21 protein-coding genes and 1 pseudogene are annotated in these 18,306 nt (G+C 55.8%); 13 read left to right on the plus strand and 9 right to left on the minus strand.

The features are described from left to right. Positions 1 to 41 precede the first annotated feature (41 nt). Both QZW03_RS15355 and QZW03_RS15360 read left to right on the plus strand, forming a co-directional pair. Positions 42 to 695, plus strand: coding sequence for a Crp/Fnr family transcriptional regulator (locus QZW03_RS15355; RefSeq protein ID WP_296510885.1), 654 nt, complete (start codon positions 42 to 44; stop codon positions 693 to 695). A 98-nt stretch (positions 696 to 793) separates the two neighbouring features. Next, positions 794 to 985: a DUF2892 domain-containing protein gene (locus QZW03_RS15360; RefSeq protein ID WP_296510886.1), complete on the plus strand. Its 192-nt coding sequence runs from the start codon at positions 794 to 796 to the stop codon at positions 983 to 985. A gap of 80 nt (positions 986 to 1,065) precedes the next feature. Here QZW03_RS15360 and QZW03_RS15365 read toward each other — a convergent pair whose 3' ends face one another. Beyond that, positions 1,066 to 1,389: a hypothetical protein gene (locus tag QZW03_RS15365; RefSeq protein ID WP_296510887.1), complete on the minus strand. Its 324-nt coding sequence runs from the start codon at positions 1,387 to 1,389 to the stop codon at positions 1,066 to 1,068. A gap of 27 nt (positions 1,390 to 1,416) precedes the next feature. On the opposite strand from QZW03_RS15365, the pseudogene QZW03_RS15370 reads away from it, so the two are divergent. Both QZW03_RS15370 and QZW03_RS15375 read left to right on the plus strand, forming a co-directional pair. Then, positions 1,417 to 1,779 (plus strand): annotated as a pseudogene (locus tag QZW03_RS15370) (ABC transporter substrate-binding protein); the annotation flags it as partial. Positions 1,780 to 2,009: 230 nt separating this feature from the next. After that, a complete protein-coding gene (locus QZW03_RS15375; protein WP_296510888.1) occupies positions 2,010 to 2,534 on the plus strand; it encodes a glycine zipper domain-containing protein in 525 nt (174 codons plus the stop codon). 3 nt (positions 2,535 to 2,537) lie between these two features. On the opposite strand, the gene QZW03_RS15380 is transcribed toward QZW03_RS15375, so the two are convergent. Together QZW03_RS15380 and QZW03_RS15385 are read right to left on the minus strand one after the other, a co-directional pair. Next, positions 2,538 to 3,428: a dienelactone hydrolase family protein gene (locus QZW03_RS15380; RefSeq protein WP_296510889.1), complete on the minus strand. Its 891-nt coding sequence runs from the start codon at positions 3,426 to 3,428 to the stop codon at positions 2,538 to 2,540. Positions 3,429 to 3,516: 88 nt separating this feature from the next. Continuing rightward, positions 3,517 to 4,452 (minus strand): recombination-associated protein RdgC, encoded by a 936-nt coding sequence (locus QZW03_RS15385; RefSeq protein WP_296510890.1) that lies wholly within the window; start codon positions 4,450 to 4,452, stop codon positions 3,517 to 3,519. Between the two features lie 150 nt (positions 4,453 to 4,602). Here QZW03_RS15385 and QZW03_RS15390 point away from each other — a divergent pair, with 150 nt between their 5' ends. The 3 genes from QZW03_RS15390 (at position 4,603) to QZW03_RS15400 (ending at position 6,200) form a co-directional block, all read left to right on the plus strand. Beyond that, a complete protein-coding gene (locus QZW03_RS15390; RefSeq protein ID WP_296510891.1) occupies positions 4,603 to 5,088 on the plus strand; it encodes a Spy/CpxP family protein refolding chaperone in 486 nt (161 codons plus the stop codon). An 84-nt stretch (positions 5,089 to 5,172) separates the two neighbouring features. Continuing rightward, positions 5,173 to 5,985: a DUF2189 domain-containing protein gene (locus QZW03_RS15395; RefSeq protein ID WP_296510892.1), complete on the plus strand. Its 813-nt coding sequence runs from the start codon at positions 5,173 to 5,175 to the stop codon at positions 5,983 to 5,985. Then, positions 5,985 to 6,200, plus strand: coding sequence for a DUF2788 domain-containing protein (locus QZW03_RS15400; RefSeq protein ID WP_296510893.1), 216 nt, complete (start codon positions 5,985 to 5,987; stop codon positions 6,198 to 6,200). The genes QZW03_RS15395 and QZW03_RS15400 overlap by 1 nt, the downstream gene beginning before the upstream one ends. Before the next feature lie 8 nt (positions 6,201 to 6,208). Here QZW03_RS15400 and QZW03_RS15405 read toward each other — a convergent pair whose 3' ends face one another. After that, positions 6,209 to 7,768, minus strand: coding sequence for a GGDEF domain-containing protein (locus QZW03_RS15405; RefSeq protein WP_296510894.1), 1,560 nt, complete (start codon positions 7,766 to 7,768; stop codon positions 6,209 to 6,211). A gap of 487 nt (positions 7,769 to 8,255) precedes the next feature. Here QZW03_RS15405 and minC point away from each other — a divergent pair, with 487 nt between their 5' ends. From minC to minE, 3 genes are read left to right on the plus strand one after another with little or no spacing between them, the layout of a single operon-like run. Next, positions 8,256 to 9,020: a septum site-determining protein MinC gene (gene minC, locus QZW03_RS15410; protein WP_296510895.1), complete on the plus strand. Its 765-nt coding sequence runs from the start codon at positions 8,256 to 8,258 to the stop codon at positions 9,018 to 9,020. A gap of 31 nt (positions 9,021 to 9,051) precedes the next feature. Then, positions 9,052 to 9,867, plus strand: a complete 816-nt coding sequence (minD, locus tag QZW03_RS15415) for a septum site-determining protein MinD (RefSeq protein WP_296510896.1) — start codon at positions 9,052 to 9,054, stop codon at positions 9,865 to 9,867. Positions 9,868 to 9,871: 4 nt separating this feature from the next. Continuing rightward, the gene (gene minE / locus QZW03_RS15420) at positions 9,872 to 10,132 is read left to right on the plus strand and encodes a cell division topological specificity factor MinE (protein WP_296510897.1); all 261 of its coding nucleotides are present in this window, start codon (positions 9,872 to 9,874) and stop codon (positions 10,130 to 10,132) included. Here minE and QZW03_RS15425 read toward each other — a convergent pair. Next, positions 10,129 to 10,602, minus strand: a complete 474-nt coding sequence (locus QZW03_RS15425) for an Lrp/AsnC family transcriptional regulator (protein WP_296510898.1) — start codon at positions 10,600 to 10,602, stop codon at positions 10,129 to 10,131. The two genes, minE and QZW03_RS15425, sit on opposite strands and share 4 nt — an antisense overlap. Before the next feature lie 246 nt (positions 10,603 to 10,848). Here QZW03_RS15425 and QZW03_RS15430 point away from each other — a divergent pair, with 246 nt between their 5' ends. Continuing rightward, positions 10,849 to 11,337 (plus strand): pyridoxamine 5'-phosphate oxidase family protein, encoded by a 489-nt coding sequence (locus QZW03_RS15430; RefSeq protein ID WP_296510899.1) that lies wholly within the window; start codon positions 10,849 to 10,851, stop codon positions 11,335 to 11,337. On the opposite strand, the gene QZW03_RS15435 is transcribed toward QZW03_RS15430, so the two are convergent. Further along, entirely contained in the window at positions 11,325 to 12,029 is a 705-nt protein-coding gene (locus QZW03_RS15435; RefSeq protein WP_296510900.1) for an amidotransferase, read from the minus strand. The genes QZW03_RS15430 and QZW03_RS15435 overlap by 13 nt on opposite strands. Before the next feature lie 538 nt (positions 12,030 to 12,567). On the opposite strand from QZW03_RS15435, the gene infA reads away from it, so the two are divergent. Further along, on the plus strand, positions 12,568 to 12,816 hold the full coding sequence (gene infA / locus QZW03_RS15440) for a translation initiation factor IF-1 (protein WP_087495722.1): 249 nt from the start codon (positions 12,568 to 12,570) through the stop codon (positions 12,814 to 12,816). A gap of 105 nt (positions 12,817 to 12,921) precedes the next feature. Here infA and QZW03_RS15445 read toward each other — a convergent pair whose 3' ends face one another. Together QZW03_RS15445 and QZW03_RS15450 are read right to left on the minus strand one after the other, a co-directional pair. After that, positions 12,922 to 14,463, minus strand: a complete 1,542-nt coding sequence (locus tag QZW03_RS15445) for a methyl-accepting chemotaxis protein (RefSeq protein ID WP_296510901.1) — start codon at positions 14,461 to 14,463, stop codon at positions 12,922 to 12,924. A gap of 152 nt (positions 14,464 to 14,615) precedes the next feature. Beyond that, positions 14,616 to 16,340, minus strand: coding sequence for an IlvD/Edd family dehydratase (locus QZW03_RS15450; RefSeq protein WP_296510902.1), 1,725 nt, complete (start codon positions 16,338 to 16,340; stop codon positions 14,616 to 14,618). Between the two features lie 136 nt (positions 16,341 to 16,476). On the opposite strand from QZW03_RS15450, the gene QZW03_RS15455 reads away from it, so the two are divergent. Next, complete coding sequence (locus QZW03_RS15455; protein ID WP_296510903.1) at positions 16,477 to 17,253, plus strand: SDR family oxidoreductase; 777 nt, start codon at positions 16,477 to 16,479, stop codon at positions 17,251 to 17,253. A gap of 26 nt (positions 17,254 to 17,279) precedes the next feature. Here the strand turns inward: QZW03_RS15455 and QZW03_RS15460 are convergent, their stop codons facing one another. Continuing rightward, positions 17,280 to 18,254, minus strand: a complete 975-nt coding sequence (locus QZW03_RS15460) for a LysR family transcriptional regulator (protein ID WP_296510904.1) — start codon at positions 18,252 to 18,254, stop codon at positions 17,280 to 17,282. Between the last annotated feature and the right edge of the window lie 52 nt (positions 18,255 to 18,306).

Here is an 18,306-nt window from a genome sequence, read left to right on the forward strand (position 1 = left end):
GTACACACTATATGGGCTATAGGCCGATATGATGCCTAAACATGCACACCCACCTGCTTAGTCTCTACCCCACCTTGGAACCCCTGGCCCCGGCACTCGCTGCGCTGCAGACGCGGTCACCGGCGGTATCGGTACCTGCTGGCACGCCACTGTTTGCGCAGGGCGCACCGTGCAAGGGCTTTCCGCTGGTGCTGGGGGGCGAGGTACGGGTGGCCTGCCATTCGGCCGACGGGCGGAGCCTGGAGCTGTACCGCGTGCTGCCAGGCGAATTGTGTTTGGTGAGCAGTGCCAGCCTGTTTCGCGGACTGCCGCTGGGGGCCGAGGGAACGAGCACCCAGGCCAGTACGCTGCTGATGATTCCACCCCCGGTGTTTGAAGAGTGGCTGGAGGCCCCCGCATTCCGCAACCTGGTGCTGGGCCTGTTTGCCGAGCGCATGGCCGACCTGACCAGCCTGATTGACGCGGTGGCGTTTCAGAAGCTGGACCAGCGCTTAGCCTCCGCCCTGCTGGGCCGGGGGCCGGACCTGCACCTCTCGCACCAGACGTTGGCAGACGAGCTGGGCACAGTGCGCGAAATCGTGACCCGCTTGCTGCGCCGCTTTGAACGCGAGGGTTGGTTGGCGCTGGGGCGCGAGCACATCCACATCGTCAACAGCCAAGCACTGCGCGCGCTGGCCGGCGGCGGGCAGGCCTAACGCACCCCGGCAGCCCGAGCGGGCTGCGTGACCTAGGTCACATACAAAAGCCGTCGTGCAGCGCCTAATCACTCCAACACAAACCAAGGAGTGATTCCATGAAAGCAAATGTTGGCGGTATCGACCGCATCGCACGTATCGGCGCAGGCGCCGTGCTCATCGGCCTGGCCGCCACCGGCAACGTGGGCTGGTGGGGTTGGCTGGGCGCTGTGCCGCTGGCCACCGGCCTGATGGGCTGGTGCCCGCCGTATGCCATCTTCGGCTTCAGCACCTGCAAGATGAAGAGCTGAGCGCAGAACAAAACGCTATCAAATCAGGAGCTGGTTGCGCTATTTCTGTGTGGGCTAGCGCTTGGTTTTAGCACAAAACATTAAAGCAAACGGGCTTGCAAAGACGCGTCTGCCAAGGGCCGCAACCGTGCGTAATCCAGCAACTCCGTCAGGCGCGCACCCTTGGCCTGCCGCTCGTAGATCACGTTTTCTGCCAACAGCACACAATGCCACGGCGGGCCGCCGCGTTGTTCGGGCGTGACCGCATTGATGCGCTCGCACCGAGCCAGCGTTGCCTTGAGCTTGCGCTGCACGTTCGGGTACATGGTTTGCTGCTGCGCCTTGGTCTCCACCAAATACACGGCATCCGCCGTGCGCACCAGAAAGTCGGGTGAAAAGAAGGCCGGTAAACCGTTTTCCTTCACGTAACGCAGCCCTCAAGAAGTTTCCCCATGGCTGACGATCTGAAAGACACCCTCTCCACCACTGCCCCGATGCATCGCCGGAGCTTGCTCAAAGGCACGGCAGGCATCCTGGCCGCTGGCATGTTCCCCGCAGTGCACTCTGCAGAACCCATCGTGCTGCGCTACCTGGGCACCGCGGTGAACCAGAACAAGGCCATTGGTGAAAAGCTTGAAAAAGACACCGGCATCAAGATCCTGTACGTGGCCGTCACCACCGACAACGTGACCAAGCGCGCTGTGACTGCGCCCAACAGCTTCGACCTGATCGACACCGAGTACTTCTCGCTGAAGAACATCGTACCCAGCGGCGACCTGAAGGGCATCGACACCAAGCACATCAAAAACGCTGACACGCAGGTTTAGCCGGCGTAGCGGCCTTGATTCAGCCACACGCGCTCCGCGCCCTGAAGTGCAATGTCAGAACATGTCTCCCGAGTTAACGGCGCTGGGCCGGAAGTAAGCAGACTGCTGCAGGCGTAAGAGGCTGTAATCGGCGTCATCCGCCTGCTCTGCCGCACGTTGAAAGTGCATAAACCGTTACTTTTAACGGTACGGGCCTCGCCCCTCATGGCATGTTGAACTTGTCTACTTCCCGTCTTTGGGCAGCGCCCTTGGTTGCTGCCGCCTTGTACACCGCGGCACTTGCCCATGCAGAAGACTGGACACCGCTGCTCGGTAGTGGTGCCGGCGCTGCGGCGGGGGCGGTTTTGGGACAAAGTGTCGGTGGCAAGAACGGTGCGGTAATCGGTGGTGCTATCGGAGGCGCCGCGGGTGCCGCGGTCACCAGCCCGGGCCGCAATCAAAGTGGCGCCGTGATCGGCGGTGCTGTCGGTGGTGCCGCAGGCGCGGCAGTCGGTCAGTCGGTGGGGGGGCGTTCAGGTGCGGTGGTGGGTGCGGGGATTGGTGGTGCCGCGGGCACGGGTATTGCCCGTAGCATGAACCAACAACATGCTCCTGAACGCTATGCACAGCGCGGACCCCGCCATCCGGGCTATCAGGCCGGCTACCGCGACGATGACCACGGTTATCGCCGGGGTCACGGTCATCAAAAACACCACCATGGTCATCGCGGCAAGGGTCACGGTGGTGACCGGTACCGGGACTGAGCTCTAGCCTTTTAGTGTCTGGCCAAAGAACGCCATGGTGCGTTCCCAGGCCAGCTTGGCAGCTGCTGCGTCAAACCGGGGCGTGGTGTCATTGTTAAAGCCGTGCTGGGTTCCCGGGTATTGGTGCGCGGTGTAACGGGTCCCCGCTGCCTTCAATGCGGCCTCATAAACCGGCCAGGCGGCATTGATACGCTCATCCACCCCGGCAAAGTGAATCAACAAGGGCGCTTTGACTTTGACGGCATCTTCAGCCGCCGGGTGGTTGCCATAAAACGGCACCGCCGCTGACAAGCCGGGCAAGCGCACTGCCAAGGCATGGGCAACGCCTCCGCCATAACAAAAGCCGACCGCGCCGAGCTTGCCGCTCGAATCAGGGTGCGCCTGCAACCACTGCGCGGCAGCCACAAAGTCTTCGGCAGTTTTCTTTTGTTCCAGGGTCGCAAACAGGGTTCGTGCTTTGTCTTCGTCGCCGGGGTAGCCGCCCAGTGGCGCCAGCGCGTCAGGCGCCAGTACCAGATAGCCTTCCAGGGCCACCCTGCGGGCAATGTCTTCGATATGCGGGTTGAGCCCCCGGTTTTCATGCACGACAAGCACCACCGGCAGTTTGCCGCTGATGCCCGCCGGCCGCGCGAGGTAGCCCTTGACCATGCCGTAACCTGCGGGCGATGGAAGCTCCACCGTGCTGGTGGTCAAGCGCTTGTCATCTTTGGGAACCTGCTGAGCGGCTGCAAAGTCGGGGCTGAGTGCCGCCAACAGGCCCGCAGCCGTCAGACCCCCCACTGCGAACTTCTGGGCTTTTTCCAGAAAGCCACGCCGGTCGACCGTGCCGTGGACATAGGCATCAAACAGAATCAAAAGTTCTTGATCAAAGTCTTGCGCAGTTTGGCGTGGCATAGGGCTCCCTTGAAGAAGGTCACAGCGTATCGGAAGCCGCTAAAACCGGGTTCACCGGCAGTCGGAAGACCCTTGTTGAACCACGCCTTTACACCGTAGCAGGTACGCCGGGCATAGCCCCCAAGGGCACCTCTCCACCGAGCGCCTCCATGAGGTCGGGAATCAGCTGTGACAACTCACCGGTGGAGATCACCACATCGGCATCAAAGTTGTCTTCTTTGCGGTCGCCAGCGGACTTGGGAGAGTCTTCGAACACGGTATCCAGAAACGTCAGCTTTTTGAGCTGCAGCGCTTCGGTCAACACAAAAGAAACCCGGTCGTTCCAGGTCATGGCCAAACGCGTCGGCATTTTTCCCAAGGCAATGTGCTGGCTCACTTCTTCCGTGTCCAATGGGTGGCGGGTGTAGCGGACAACGGCCTTGGACTCGTCTGATGCTTTGAGCTCGCATTCACGGTCTACTGAAAAATCAGACGGTGACTCGCGCGTGGACAACCACACGGCCATGGCAGCGGCCGGTGAAATCTGGGTGTTCACCAATTGCACCGCAAAATTGGGGATCGCTTTGATCAGCGCAGTCATCACCTCATCGGCTCGGCTTTGGCTGCCGGCATCCAGCACCAGTAAACCGTCTTTGGGGTCAATCCAGACGCCGACACTGCCTTGTTTGGTGAATGCCATCGGCAACAGGGCCAAGCGGGCATCGTCGCGAAGTTCACGGACTTCTTTCTTGCCGGGTTTGCGGCCGGTGCTGATTTCGATCTGGGCGACCTGCTCCTCGACCTTGCGTTTGACCACCGAACCGGGGACCGATTTCATCTCCATCATGAGCTTGAGCACCCACTGCCCGCCAACGACCTCCACGAGCGGGCCGTGGGCTTGTCCGCGTGGCTCGACCCAACCGACGGATTTCTCCTGGCTCGCACCGCATTCAACGAAGCGGTCTGGCTGCAAAGCATCTTCCAACGCCGCTTGGGTCACAGTCCAGGGCGATACCAAGCGGTACACGATCACGTTTTTAAACACACAACACCTATCGATTTGTTAATGGAGCATTTTCACGCATCTTTACAAACCACCATGTGCCGGCCACATCGCAGTTACATGCGGAGATCACACTTGCTTTCAACCTGCACGCGATTCCCGCCACCAGGTACACAAACAAAGGACACTTCTATGAAACCCGTATTCAAGACTTTGGTCGTGGCAGGCCTGTTGGCAACCGCCGGCTTCTCGGTTCTGGCACAAAAGAACAGCGGCCCCGATGACTCTATGGGTGGCCGCCCCGGCATGCAGCGCATGAACCCCGAGAAGATGGAAGAAATGCACGCCAAGCGCAGTGCCGAGCTCAAAACCAAGCTGAAAATTACTGCAGCCCAAGAAGCCAGCTGGACCACGTTTTCTAACGCGATGAAACCGGCACCGCGTGCCGACAAGCCCAAAATGGACCGCGCCGAGTTGGCCAAGCTCCCGACACCAGAGCGCTTGGACAAAATGAAGGCAATGCACGCTGAGATGGTGAGCGAACGCACTAGCCGCATGGAACAACGCGACCAGGCGGTGAAGGCTTTTTATGCAACGCTGACACCGGAGCAGAAAAAGGTTTTTGATGCGGAGTCTGCCAACCACAAGGGCCCGCATGGCGGCAAGGCCAAGCACTAAGCTGCAACGGTCGGGCGCTTTCAGCGCTTGAATTGATCTTCATCAATTGACCCCGGGATGGGGCGCCATAGACTGGCTCCCACTATGGCCCTCATTCCCGGTTCCCGTATTTCCGTTCGCCAAGTTGGCTTCATGCAGCCACTGGTGTGGCTCGGCTTAGGTTGGCGGGATTTGCACAGAGCAGGTATCGCCAGTCTGACGCATGGCTTAGTTTTAACTTTCATTGGCGCTGCCATCGTTGCTTTTGCCAACCATAAGTTTTGGCTCTTAGCCGGTGCCTTGAGTGGTTTCCTGGTCATCGCACCCGTGCTCGCAACCAGCTTGTATGCGCTAAGCCGCGCTCTCGAGCGAGATGAACCTGCCGACTGGGAAGTGATTGCCCAAACCTGGCTCAACTGGCAGAACCAACGCCTGAACCGTTGGAGCGAAGAGTATTGGTGCATGGTGCGCTTTGGCATTTTGCTTGCGGCTGCAGCCACGACGTGGGTGCTGACATCGGCCGCTTTGATCACCTTGTGGGCGCCATCCCCTGTTAACTCACCTGTCGACTTTGTCCGGTTTGTCATACTGGCCCGTGATGGCTGGTTGTTCGAAGTCTGGCTCGCCCTGGGTGCAGTGCTCGCGGCACCCATGTTTGCCTCCACGGTCGTTTCCATGCCCCTGCTCTTGGACCAGCAGGTCTCTCTCAAGACAGCCATTTTGACCAGCTGGAGAGTGGTACTGGAAAACCCCGGCGTCATGGCCTGGTGGGCGGCGCTCATCATGGGCTTTACCTTGCTCGGGCTCGCCTCTCTGTTGCTCGGTTTGATTCTGGTGATCCCGATCTTGGGGCATGCCAGTTGGCACGCTTACCGGGATTTGGTCCGTGTCGAGCCCACTCCTCCCGGAGCCGGCTGATGTGGGGTTTTTCTGAAGATCAGATTGCCACTTTCGGGCTGACGTTTGGCGTCGGTGCTTTTATGCTTTATATGCTGTTCATCATCGGACAGCTTGCATGGGAATCGAAAGCCGGCAAGTTCGGTACGTTTGTACTCTTTCTCGGGCTGGCTTTCGGCATGGTGGGTTTTGCCGCCAAGTTTCTGATTCAGTGGTTTCTGAGCGGTAGTCTTTAACCCAACGTTTAAGCACCCAGCACTCTGTTTTTTCCTGCACGCTTTGCCAAGTACATGGCCTGATCCGCCCGCCGGATGGCTTCTGCGGGCGTTTCCCCGTCGGTCATTTGCGCAACGCCCGCGCTGAAGGTAATTAACACCTTCTCGGTACCGGCCAAAAAGAACCTCTTGGTGAGCTCGCGCTGCAAACGGGTCATCGCCTCAATCCCCTTGTCCAGCACGGTATCGGGCAGAAGAATCACAAACTCCTCACCACCATAACGGGCCAAGGTGTCTTGGGGGCGCATGCATTCGCGGGCAACTGCCGCAAGATGGGTCAAAGCAATATCGCCAGTTGCATGTCCGAGGGTGTCATTGAGCTTCTTGAAGTTATCAATATCCAGGAGCGCAACACTCAACACGCTGGCATTACGCCGGGTGGTGGACACTTCGCGATTGAGTGCTTCGTCCAAGCCTTTACGGTTTAACGCCCCAGTCAGCGCATCGTGACGAGCCTGCAGGCTTACCCGATCCAGCTCTTTGTGCAGTTTGGCGAGCTCTGCTTCAGTTTGCTTGGCACGTTCCTGCATGGCGCCCAACTGGTCGCGGGACAACTGGCTTTCTTGCGCCATGCCACGCGTCGTACCGACGACCTCTTTAAGAACAGGTGCAATATCAGCAAGACTCTTGGCTTGTTCGATGAGTTTGGCACTTTCTTCGAGCTTGCTCTGGAAACTCCCGGTAGATTGGGTCATTTGAGCCAAACGCTCAATAAAAACCGCCAACATCTTGCGCATCTCGTCTTGGGCTTCGAGCGTCTTGAACTTAGCGTCTTTCTGTTTAAAGATCACATCGCCCAATAAGCGCTCCAACTCATCAATACGGCGCAAGCTCAGCGGTGGTGTGGCCACCTGCATCAGTGCATCCATCTGGCCTTTGAGCCATTGTTCATCCAGACTGAGTTCGCCAATATTCACAAATACGAGATGCAGGAGCTTGAGCAGACCATTCCGGATTTCAGCCTGATCCTCTGCTGCAAACGACAAACGATGGCTATAGGCCGACAACAAGCTCTTGAGCGTGAACGCATCCGCCTGAGGATCGCGCATCGCTTTGAGCAGGTTTTGTGTTTGCTCCACAAACCGCGCATCGTCTGAACCGAGAGCTGGTTGCGCGTATTCGATCAATCGCGCTATTTGCACAAAAAATTCAGTTGTCAGGGCTGCAGGATTGCTGGACGCGGTGACGACCACGCTGTCAGATCCCGTCGATGAAGGACTACTTGCTTCATCTGGCCCCGCTGCCGGCACAAAACCACCGTAGCCCACCAACGCTGTCTTGACGCCATCCCAACTCAGGCGATCAATGGCGTAGTCCAGCAAGCCCTTTTGCTTTTGTTGACCCGGAGTCTTTAAAGGCAAGGTTTGCGACAAGTCCCGAAAGAAATCGGCAGGAAAGGGCTGGACAGAGGGGATTCCGGCGATTTCGTTGTAGACCGACTGGTAGTTCGCTGGGGTTGGCACCAGTTTTCTGGCGGTGAGTTGCTTCAGTGTCTCTCTGGCAATCTCAAAAGAACGTTTTTCGACCATGTGCACTTCTCTCTTTGACACACCCTGAACCAGGCGGACTCCATTGTCCGTCGAATCCATGAATGGATAGCGACTAATGCTTTCATTGTCACAGAGTGTGATCCAGCGCCATGAGCATAACTCTGTGAATAAAGTTCAGAACAACTATAAGTTATCCACAAAAATTTTGAAAAATCAGAAGTTATTCATAGAACGGGTACAACTCAGAAGCACGGTCACTCACAAGACTAGAAATAACGTAACTTATTGATTTTTAACAAAAAAAAAGGCTTATCAACAGAAGAGGGCAATCCTTATCTACTACTACTATTTTGAATTTAAAGAATTAAGACAATAGCAGTGAACTTCTTTTCCACTTTTTTGAGCATTCTTTTTTGAATGAAAAAAACATGTGTACATCTGAAATTTCGTGGCCTGAATCAGTCAAATACGACCGACGATCAAGTAAGATTTGCACATCCGAACTGTCCCCACCGCACAAGCCTTCATGCCAGCCAACTCTGCAGCGCAAACGCGTCAAACGTTTGAAATCAAAAGCGCTCAAATGAATTTGGTCGCTTTGCTGGTGAAATCCGCAAACTTAGACCTGTTGGCCAAAGACATGGCAACCGCGTTTGGCCCTACCGGTGAGACACCTGATTTTTTTGACAACGACGCATTGGTCATTGATTTCTCTCAAGTGCCCGAGAGCGAGGCACCGCAAGAGCTTGGTCCCTTTGTTCAGTTTCTCAAGACATGCCGCTTAGTGCCGGTTGCAGTCCGTGGAGGACATCCAGCTTGGAAAGACTTTGGGTTGAAAGCAGGCTTGGTGGAAGCGGAGCAAGATGTGCAACTCGCCAAGCCCGCGATGAAGCAACCCGCGGTGAGGGAAACCGTCATTCAGGAGGTGGTTCGCGAAATACCCGGGCCTGCCACCATGGTGGTCGACAAACCGCTGCGCTCGGGTCAAAAAATTTACGCCAGAGCCTGTGACCTGGTGGTGCTAGCCATCGTGAACCAAGGTGCTGAAGTAGTGGCAGACGGTAATATCCACGTGTATGCCCCACTCCGCGGTAAAGCAATGGCAGGTGCGCGTGGAAATACCAAGGCGCGTATTTTTGCTTTGCAGCTGGAACCTGAATTGGTGTCTATCGCCGGTGTGTACCGGACCAGCGAGAATCCCTTACCCCCAGATATTCATGGGAAACCGGCGCAGATTCGCTTAAGCGAAGACGGGCAGGAAAAGCTACTGATTGAAGCCCTGAAGGCTTAACGTTCCACACCTTTCGAAAGATTCATTTTTCATGACCAAGATTATTGTTGTCACATCAGGTAAGGGTGGCGTTGGAAAGACAACGACCAGCGCGAGCTTTGCCACCGGCCTGGCGCTTCGTGGCGCAAAAACTGCCGTGATTGACTTTGATGTGGGTTTGCGCAACCTGGACTTGATCATGGGTTGCGAGCGCAGGGTGGTGTACGACTTGATCAATGTGATCCAGGGCGAAGCCAATCTGAACCAAGCGCTGATCAAGGACAAACAGTGTGACAACCTGTACATCCTGGCCGCCTCCCAAACGCGCGACAAAGATGCTTTAACACAAGAAGGTGTAGAGAAAGTTCTCAAAGACCTTGCAGCCATGGACTTTGAATTCATTGTCTGCGACTCACCTGCCGGCATTGAGACTGGCGCCTTGATGGCCATGCACTTTGCCGATGAGGCTTTGGTCGTGACCAACCCGGAAGTGTCTTCAGTGCGGGATTCCGATCGCATTCTCGGCATGCTGTCCAGCAAAACCAAGCGGGCCATGGAAGGTGCAACGCCGATCAAAGAACATTTGTTGATCACCCGTTACAACCCGGCGCGCGTGGATCAAGGGCAAATGCTGTCTTTGGACGATATTCAGGACATTTTGCGGATCCCACTGATTGGCGTTATTCCCGAGAGCGAATCGGTATTACAAGCTTCTAACCAAGGCGTGCCTGCTGTTCACATGCAGGGCAGTGATGTGTCTGAGGCTTATAAAGACGTGATCGATCGTTTTATGGGCAATGAGAAACCGATGCGTTTTACTGAAGCACCTAAACAAGGTCTGCTCAAACGCCTGTTCGGAGGCAAATAAGGCTATGTCATTTCTTTCCTTTTTGCTGGGTGAAAAGAAAAAAACGGCAAGCGTCGCCAAAGAGCGGCTGCAGATCATTCTTGCCCATGAACGCAGTGGTCGCAACGCAGCTGAACCTGACTACTTGCCAGCACTTCAGCGTGATTTAGTTGCTGTTATCAGCAAATACATCCATATCAACCCGGATGACATCAAGGTGAACCTGGAGCGACAAGACAACCTTGAAGTTCTGGAAGTCAAGATCGAACTGCCAGACGCTCGTTAATGGCCTGCGTTGACAGGCAAGGCAGTTCTGTCGATCACTCGGCGCAATACAAAGCTGGAGTGAACGCCTGTAACTCCTTCAATACGGGTCAGTTTATTGAGTAGCAACGCCTGGTAGTGGTCCATGTCTTTGACAGCTACCTTGATTTGGTAATCAGCATCCTGGCCGGTAATCAGCAGGCACTCCAGCACTTCCGGAAGCACTGCAACGCTGCCTTCGAAATTGGCAAATCTCTCGGGGGTGTGGCGATCCATCGAAATGTAAATCAGAGCGATAAGCGACAGCCCCAACTTTTTGGCATCCAGCATGGCCCGGTATCCTGTGATCAGACCGGAATCCTCCAGAGCCCGGACACGTCGCAAGCAAGGAGACGGCGACAAACCGATCTTGTCAGCCAGGTCCTGATTGGCAATCCTCCCATCTGTCTGGAGTATTTCTAAAATCTGTTGGTCATAGCGATCAATTTGCATTGGATTCTAATTTCTGGTGACTATTTAAAATATTCTGCCATTAATCTGGGCTTAGAAGAAAACTTAGCAATAAACTACCCCTTGCTCCGCGCTATATTTGATCCATGGATTGCACAATGATCCAGTTCAACGAAGTGTGCTGAACCTGTTCACTTTGCTAGGAAATCTGACACCCAGAAGACCTGTAAAAATGCCCTGACCTCCGGATGGAAGTCAGGGCATTTTTTTCGGCGCTAGGATGCAGCAATGGCTGATCACCCTACTTACCTTGACGTATTGCGCAATCTTCTTTTACTGGAAAAGGTAGCGACTCTCGCGACCACCGACCGGGAAGGTCATCTCCAAGTCTCTATGGTGCCCTTTGCGATGGACTCGCATGCTGGGGACATGATTGTTCATGTGAGCACTCTCGCCTCTCACACCACAAACCTCCAAAGCCATTCCGTTGCGGCGGTGCTGGTGATGCAGGCGGATCAGTTAAACACCAATGTCCATGCTCTGCCGCGTGTATCCATCCAAGTGGAGAGCCGTTTTGTAGAAAGACACACGGCTCTCTATGAGCTCACCAAGAGTCTGTACCTTGCAAAATTTGCAGACATGGCATTCATGACTGAATTTGCTGATTTTTCATTCGTGCGGTTAACGCCCCACACGGTCCGCCTTGTCTCGGGATTCGGTGCAGCTAAAACTTTGCAGCTTGAGCAGTGGCAGCAAGCAATGGCTCAGGCCTGTTGAATAAACCGGACCATAACCTTGGCAAATTCGGACCCTTCATGGCCGAATTCCAAACTTTCCATGCTTTCGGTGAAATGGGCATCACCAAGTAGGTGCTTGCGCTTTTCTAGGAGGTAGGCGCTGTAGTCTTCTACAAATTCCGGGTGAGGCTGGATACACAAAACCTCATTCCCCCTTGAGTAGGCGGCTATCGGGCACCTGTCGCTACTAGCGAGTAGGCGCGCACCTTCAGGCAGTTCTAACACTTGGTCCTGGTGGCTGGCGAGCAAAGCAAATTGCTCACGGCTATCCCCCACGATATCGTCACCATGCCATGCGTAGGTGTTGCGTCCGGTTACCCATCCCTGAGGTGCTCTTCCGACTTTCGCGCCAAGGCAATAGGCAATCAGCTGGTGACCGAAACAAATACCCAGCAGCTTCGTATCGGTGCGCAAAAGCTCCGTGACCCTGCGGCGCAGTTCCACAACCCAGGCATCGTCCGAAAAAGAATCTGCCTTGCTCCCCGTCAAGATGACGGCGTCGTAACTGTCGAATGACTCCGGGTAGTGCTGGTGGGGGGTGCTGAAACGCTCCATAGTCCACCCCTCAGCGCCGGCTTGTCGTAATACTTTTTCCAACATTGCGCCATAGCTGCCATAGACAGGGATCAACGCTTCGTCGATCGTGTCGTTGTCCAAAATACAGATCTTCATCATTCCACCTGTCGCAATTTCGCTAGAAAACCACACAGCAACCAGCGGAAAATACCGCCGTATATCGCATTTAAGCACTCCATGCTACATTAGCCAGTTGCCTAAAAGCGATTGGCAGTGTGAATGCGTGATGCAAAAACACAATTCTCCACGATAGTGGGGAGTCCCATCCGGCTAAGTGATGATCACAATCAGCAAAGATTTTGCACAACAGCTTGTTGCTTTCCGGAGTGCTCCAAGCCAGTTGTTCAAAAGCATGTTTGTGTTTTTAATGACTCAGAATCAAAATTAGATTGAAGTTTCGCAATCAAACACTGTTGGCATTGCCGCTGGCGCCTCGCCTCAACATGGTGAGTTTGTCGCACCACTTGCGGGTATTGCAGACACGAAGCTCAAAGCGCTGAGCAAATGAATCTCGTGCGAAACAACAACCAATGTATTCCGCCTGGTGCGTCCGAGAAAGCGGCACCGGCACACAGTAATCATGGGGTCCAGTCGATTTCGGCCCCCAACAACACCTAAGTTTAGAGGACGAAAGATGGCTAAAGAAGACCTGATTGAAATGATGGGCGTGGTGAACGAAGTGCTGCCCGATACACGTTTCCGCGTGACTTTGGATAACGGTCACCAGTTGATCGCCTATTCCGCAGGCAAGATGCGCAAGAACCACATCCGGATTTTGGCCGGTGACCGTGTTTCTTTGGAACTGTCGCCCTACGATCTGAGCAAGGGTCGTATCAACTTCCGTCACATCGAGGGCCGTGGCCCCATGACTCCACGCCGCTAAGCGAGTGGATCGCCCGCCTTTCAGGCGGGTGAGTTAATGCTGGTGGCTGCCATCAATAAAGTAGCTGCCAGCGAACAATCAGCGGGGGCTAGCCCCCGCTTTTCTTTATACTTTGAAGACCGCCACCACCTGCACCAGGTCGTTGGCCTGACTCTTCAAGCTGCTTGCAGCGGCTGCCATTTCTTCTACCAGCGCAGCGTTTTGTTGCGTGGCTTGGTCCATCTGGGTGACGGCTTCTCCCACTTGGTTGACGCCTGCGCTTTGCTCCGAGCTGGCTGCGCTGATTTCGCCCATGATGTCGGTCACTCTGCGGATGCTGCTGACCACTTCGGTCATGGTCTCTCCAGCTTTGTCGACTAGGTTGCTGCCTTGCTCGACCCGCTCTACGCTGGCGTTGATCAGGATTTTGATTTCTTTGGCGGCTTCTGCAGATCGCCCGGCCAGTGAGCGCACCTCAGAAGCTACTACGGCAAAGCCACGGCCTTGTTCTCCGGCTCTAGCGGCTTCTACGGCTGCGTTCAGGGCCAGGATGTTGGTTTGGAAGGCGATGCCGTCAATCACGCTGATGATGTCTGCAATTTTGCGGCTGGCTTCGTTGATGCCTTTCATGGTCTCGACCACTTGGCCGACGACTTCTCCACCTTGAATCGCGACGGTAGAGGCGTTCATGGCGAGTTGGTTGGCCTGGCGGGCGGAGTCTGCGTTTTGTTTGACGGTGGAGCCGAGTTCTTCCATGCTGGCTGCGGTTTGTTCCAGGGCGCTGGCCTGGCTTTCGGTGCGGGCGCTGAGGTCGTGGTTGCCTTGGGCGATCTCAGAGCTGGCGGTGGCCACGGCCTCTGAGCCTTGGCGCACGTTGGACACCACGTCGGCCAACTTGGCCTGCATGCGCTGCAAAGCTGCCAGGAGCTGGCCGGTTTCATTGGCTGAGTCCACTATGATGGTCTTGGACAAATCACCGTCCGCAATGTTGTCCGCCAGATTGATCACCGTCGAAATAGGACCGGTAACTGATTTGGTAACCCAAAGGGTGGCAAAAACCGCAGCGAGTGCACCCAGCACCAGTGCCGTGAGCATGGAAGCGCGTGCGGTGTTGAAACTTTTCTCTGTCTTGTTGCTGGCAAACGTAGCACCGGCTTGGTTGTACTCAGAGATCTTTTTGGTGGTGACAATAATCTTGTCGAACAAAACTTTGGCATCACCCTCGAGCAACTTGCGAGCCGGAAACTTTTCCCGTTTGGTCGACATATCGATCAATTGCGCATGCAGCGCTTGGTATGCTTTCCAATCGGTTTCAAGTGCACCGAACAAGGTTTTCTCGTCGGGTTCATCCACGAGTTTTCCGTATTCCTGCCGGGTGGCCTCTACGGTTGCGACAGCCTGCGACGCTAGCTTTTCTATGCGCTCCATAGCACCCTCGTCGGTGTTGAGCACGTGCTGGCTTTCCCATGCGCGCAAGTCCGCCAAGCCCGCTTTCAGATCCCCTACTAGACCGACGCTCGGTAACCAGTTGGTGGTGATCGCAGCGGTATCACTCCGCATGGCCTGCATCTGCGAGATCGCAAGCACTACAACGGCGACCAGCAACGCAGTCAGACCGCCCATCACCGCTATGAGGCGGGTGGAAATTTTCATGTCTTTGATACTCATGGCCGGTCTCCTTATGGTTATATCGGGGCCAAATCCTGCACCTATGTAGGTACATTGGGCGCAACTTAACACGCTTCGCAACGACAAAAAAGGCCCATAACAACGGTGTTCCCGTCACTATGGGCCTTTCAAGGCTTCAGGCAGTGTGCAACTTAATGGGAGTCACGCGGAACGGCAGCCCCGCTTCCACCCACCAAAAAGTCCAAGTCAGCACCTAAGTGCGCTTGCTGCACGGTTTCTACATACAGCTTGTACCAGCCACGCTTGGGCTTCTCAGGCGCCTTCCAGAGGGCGAGACGGCGAGCGAGCTCTTCATCCGAAATTTCCAGGTGCAGCTTGCGCTCGGGCACGTTGAGCTCAATGATGTCGCCGTTTTGCACGACCGCCAGAGGACCGCCTGCAGCCGCTTCCGGAGAAGTGTGCAGAACTGTTGTGCCGTAGGCTGTGCCACTCATGCGGGCGTCTGAAATTCGGACCATGTCCGTAATGCCCTTTTTGAGCACCTTGGGTGGCAGAGGCATGTTGCCCACTTCGGCCATACCGGGGTAGCCGCGCGGGCCACAGTTCTTCAAGACCATGACGCTGTTCTCGTCAATATCCAGATCCGGGTCATCAATCTTGGCGTGAAACTCTTCAATAGATTCAAACACTACCGCCGGGCCCCGGTGTTGCAGCAAATGCTTGGATGCTGCAGATGGCTTGATCACCGCGCCGTTGGGCGCCAGGTTACCGCGCACCACCGCAATGCCGGCTGCCGGCATAAATGGATCTTCCACGGTCTTGATCACATCACGGTTGTAGCAAGGTGCATTGGCCACGTTTTCGCGGATAGTTTTGCCGTTCACCGTGAGCGCGTCACCATGCAACATCGGCAAGATTTCGCGCATAACGGCAGGCAAGCCACCGGCGTAGCAGAAGTCTTCCATCAAGTACTTGCCCGAGGGTTGCAGGTTCAAAATGTTGTTGACTTCGGAACCCAACTTATCGAAATCTTCGAGCTTCAGTTCTACGCCGATCCGGCCGGCAATCGCCAGCAGGTGGATCACGGCGTTGGTGGAGCCGCCAATTGCGGCGTTAGTGCGGATGGCATTTTCAAAAGCCTGACGCGTCAGGATCTGAGACATCTTGATGTCCTGCTTAACCATTTCCACAATGCGGCGGCCGGTGAGTTGGGCCAAACGCTTGCGGCGGGTATCTGCAGCGGGAATCGCGGCGTTTTCAGGTAAGGAAATACCCAGAGCTTCGACCATGCTGGCCATGGTGGAGGCGGTCCCCATGGTCATGCAGGTGCCGCTGGAACGGTGCATATCACTCTCGCAGGAGGAGAACTCCGCCATGGTCATCTCACCGGCGCGCACCATTTCAGACATTTGCCAGACGCCGGTGCCGGAGCCTACATCTTTGCCACGGAACTTGCCGTTCAGCATAGGGCCGCCCGACAGGCCAATGGTGGGCAGGTCACAGCTGGCAGCACCCATCATCAAAGAGGGAGTGGTTTTGTCACAGCCCATCAACAGCACGACGCCATCAATGGGATTGCCACGGATACTTTCTTCGACATCCATCGATGCCAGGTTGCGAAACAGCATGGCAGTAGGCCGCAGCTGGGTTTCACCCAGCGACATGACCGGGAACTCCAGTGGGAAGCCACCCGCTTCATAGACGCCACGCTTCACAAACTCGGCGAGCTCACGGAAGTGGCCGTTGCACGGGGTTAATTCACTCCAGGTGTTGCAAATGCCGATGACCGGCCGGCCGTCGAGTAGGTCGTGCGGGTAGCCCTGATTTTTGATCCAGCTGCGATGAACAAAACCATCGCGGTCCTGGCGGCCGAACCACGCTTGGCTGCGGCGTAATGGGGTTTTTTCGGAACTCATGGGTTTGCCTCTTTATTCGTGGAGGCAGTGCCTCCGGTTCTTGACAGCAGGCATGGTAACAATGCACAGTGATAATAGAAAATGAATTTAGAGACAGTTCATATATCTATATTGCAATCAAACAAGAGAAAAATCCATGCCAGAACCCACAAAACTTGCCCGTTATCTGAGTCTGGAGGGCATAAATGTATTCATTACTGGCGGTGGAACCGGCATCGGTGCCGCCATCGTGACTGCATTTGTCGACCAAGGTGCTAACGTCGCTTTCGTGGATGTAGCAGAAGCAGAAAGCCGCGAGTTGGCAGAGCAACTGAGCGCCCGGAGCGCGGCCCGTGTCTGGTGGCGCACGTGCGATGTGCGTGATGTTGCGGCCCTGCAGACCGCCAGCGCTGATGCGGCTCGCGAGCTGGGCGACTTTTCGGTACTGGTCAACAACGTCGCCCGGGACGACCGCCATTCCCTGGAGTCTGTGACACCCGAATACTGGGACGAGCGCATGGCAGTTAACCAGCGCCCCGCATTTTTTGCGATTCAAGCCCTCGTGCCAGGGATGAAGCGGCTGGGGGGTGGCTCCATCATCAACCTCGGCTCCACCGGTTGGCAAACCAAGGGTAGTGGCTACCCCTGTTATGCCGTGGCCAAATCGTCGGTTAATGGCCTGACCCGCGGCTTGGCAGATACGTTGGGTGCGGATCGCATCCGCATCAACACGGTATCGCCGGGGTGGGTCATGACCGAGCGGCAAATCAAAATGTGGCTCAACGCTGAAGGCGAAGCCGACATTCAGCGCAACCAGTGCCTACCCGATAAACTCACACCATCCGACGTGGCGCGCATGGTGTTGTTTCTGGCATCCGACGACGGCGCCATGTGCACCGCCCAGGAGTTCAAGGTCGACGCCGGCTGGAACTGATACGCCCCCGCCGGATCTACACCGCTTCAAGCCGAGGGCGCCGGGTCTACGCTGAACGCCTTGCCATACACCGTCATGGCAGAAGCCTTCAGTGCCCGCAGCACCACTTCCCCGGCCGGCGACAAAAGCCGGTCCCGCCGGGTGATAAAGCCGAAAGGCTCCATTTCACACGGCATGGCGACCGGCAAGATCGACATTAGCCCGTGATTGGCGTAGTAGCGGGCTACATCCACCGCCATCACACTCACCATGTCACTCTGCTGCATCATCTTGCTGATGAACAGCAAGGCGCTGGTCTCCACGCTGTTGGACGGCTGCTCTAAACCGAGTTCCTGAATCATCAAGTCGAACCGGTGGCGCAACATGCTTCCTGCCGGCGGCAGTATCCAGCCGTACTTGAACACATCGTCCAAACCGGGCTTGATGGCGGTGAGTAAGGGGTGGCCTGGTCGCGCGACTGCACAAATGGGTTCCTCGGCCACCATCTCGTAGCGCAACGCCGCCTTGTCGTGCTCAGGGGACAGGCGCCCGACCACGATATCCAGCGTCCCGCGGTTGAGCTTTTCAATCAACACATTACTGGGTTCGATTTGGATCGTGATTTGCAGATTCGGATGTGCTTGTTTCACCGCCGCGACGGTGGGCGGCAAAAGCGCCAGTCCCGGAGCGGTGATGGAGCCGATATTCACCTGCCCGAACTGCCCGTTTTTAGCGGCCTGCAACTCCTCATGGGCCTGGTTCAGGCTTGCCAGAGCGGCCCGCGCATGCCGGATCATGGTGTCGCCATACCAAGTTGGCCGCATGCCTCGCGGCAAACGTTCGAACAATGACACCCCCAAAACGTCTTCCAAGTCTTTAAGCAGCTTTGACGCCGCGGGCTGGGTCATGTTCAATACTTGGGCAGCACGGTGGATATTTCCCTCTTCCGCCAGAGCGACCAATAGCAAAAGTTGTCTGGTTTTAAGCCTTGCACGCAGGAACCAATGGGTGTAATTCGTCATATAGGGTTAGCACCAATCCTGATTTGCATATCGAATAAGCCCCAAACTATAT

This window comes from Rhodoferax sp. (genome assembly GCF_013297935.1).
Classification (GTDB): Bacteria; Pseudomonadota; Gammaproteobacteria; order Burkholderiales; family Burkholderiaceae_C; genus Allorhodoferax.

Bases quoted from the DNA above. Each gene is read 5' to 3' on its own strand.
- QZW03_RS15355 (WP_296510885.1), top strand. From the start codon at position 42: ATGCACACCCACCTGCTTAGTCTCTACCCCACCTTGGAACCCCTGGCC.
- QZW03_RS15360 (WP_296510886.1), top strand. From the start codon at position 794: ATGAAAGCAAATGTTGGCGGTATCGACCGCATCGCACGTATCGGCGCA.
- QZW03_RS15380 (WP_296510889.1), bottom strand. From the start codon at position 3,428: ATGCCACGCCAAACTGCGCAAGACTTTGATCAAGAACTTTTGATTCTG.
- QZW03_RS15390 (WP_296510891.1), top strand. From the start codon at position 4,603: ATGAAACCCGTATTCAAGACTTTGGTCGTGGCAGGCCTGTTGGCAACC.
- QZW03_RS15395 (WP_296510892.1), top strand. From the start codon at position 5,173: ATGGCCCTCATTCCCGGTTCCCGTATTTCCGTTCGCCAAGTTGGCTTC.
- QZW03_RS15400 (WP_296510893.1), top strand. From the start codon at position 5,985: ATGTGGGGTTTTTCTGAAGATCAGATTGCCACTTTCGGGCTGACGTTT.
- QZW03_RS15405 (WP_296510894.1), bottom strand. From the start codon at position 7,768: ATGGTCGAAAAACGTTCTTTTGAGATTGCCAGAGAGACACTGAAGCAA.
- minC (WP_296510895.1), top strand. From the start codon at position 8,256: ATGCCAGCCAACTCTGCAGCGCAAACGCGTCAAACGTTTGAAATCAAA.
- minD (WP_296510896.1), top strand. From the start codon at position 9,052: ATGACCAAGATTATTGTTGTCACATCAGGTAAGGGTGGCGTTGGAAAG.
- minE (WP_296510897.1), top strand. From the start codon at position 9,872: ATGTCATTTCTTTCCTTTTTGCTGGGTGAAAAGAAAAAAACGGCAAGC.
- QZW03_RS15425 (WP_296510898.1), bottom strand. From the start codon at position 10,602: ATGCAAATTGATCGCTATGACCAACAGATTTTAGAAATACTCCAGACA.
- QZW03_RS15430 (WP_296510899.1), top strand. From the start codon at position 10,849: ATGGCTGATCACCCTACTTACCTTGACGTATTGCGCAATCTTCTTTTA.
- QZW03_RS15435 (WP_296510900.1), bottom strand. From the start codon at position 12,029: ATGAAGATCTGTATTTTGGACAACGACACGATCGACGAAGCGTTGATC.
- infA (WP_087495722.1), top strand. From the start codon at position 12,568: ATGGCTAAAGAAGACCTGATTGAAATGATGGGCGTGGTGAACGAAGTG.
- QZW03_RS15445 (WP_296510901.1), bottom strand. From the start codon at position 14,463: ATGAGTATCAAAGACATGAAAATTTCCACCCGCCTCATAGCGGTGATG.
- QZW03_RS15450 (WP_296510902.1), bottom strand. From the start codon at position 16,340: ATGAGTTCCGAAAAAACCCCATTACGCCGCAGCCAAGCGTGGTTCGGC.
- QZW03_RS15455 (WP_296510903.1), top strand. From the start codon at position 16,477: ATGCCAGAACCCACAAAACTTGCCCGTTATCTGAGTCTGGAGGGCATA.
- QZW03_RS15460 (WP_296510904.1), bottom strand. From the start codon at position 18,254: ATGACGAATTACACCCATTGGTTCCTGCGTGCAAGGCTTAAAACCAGA.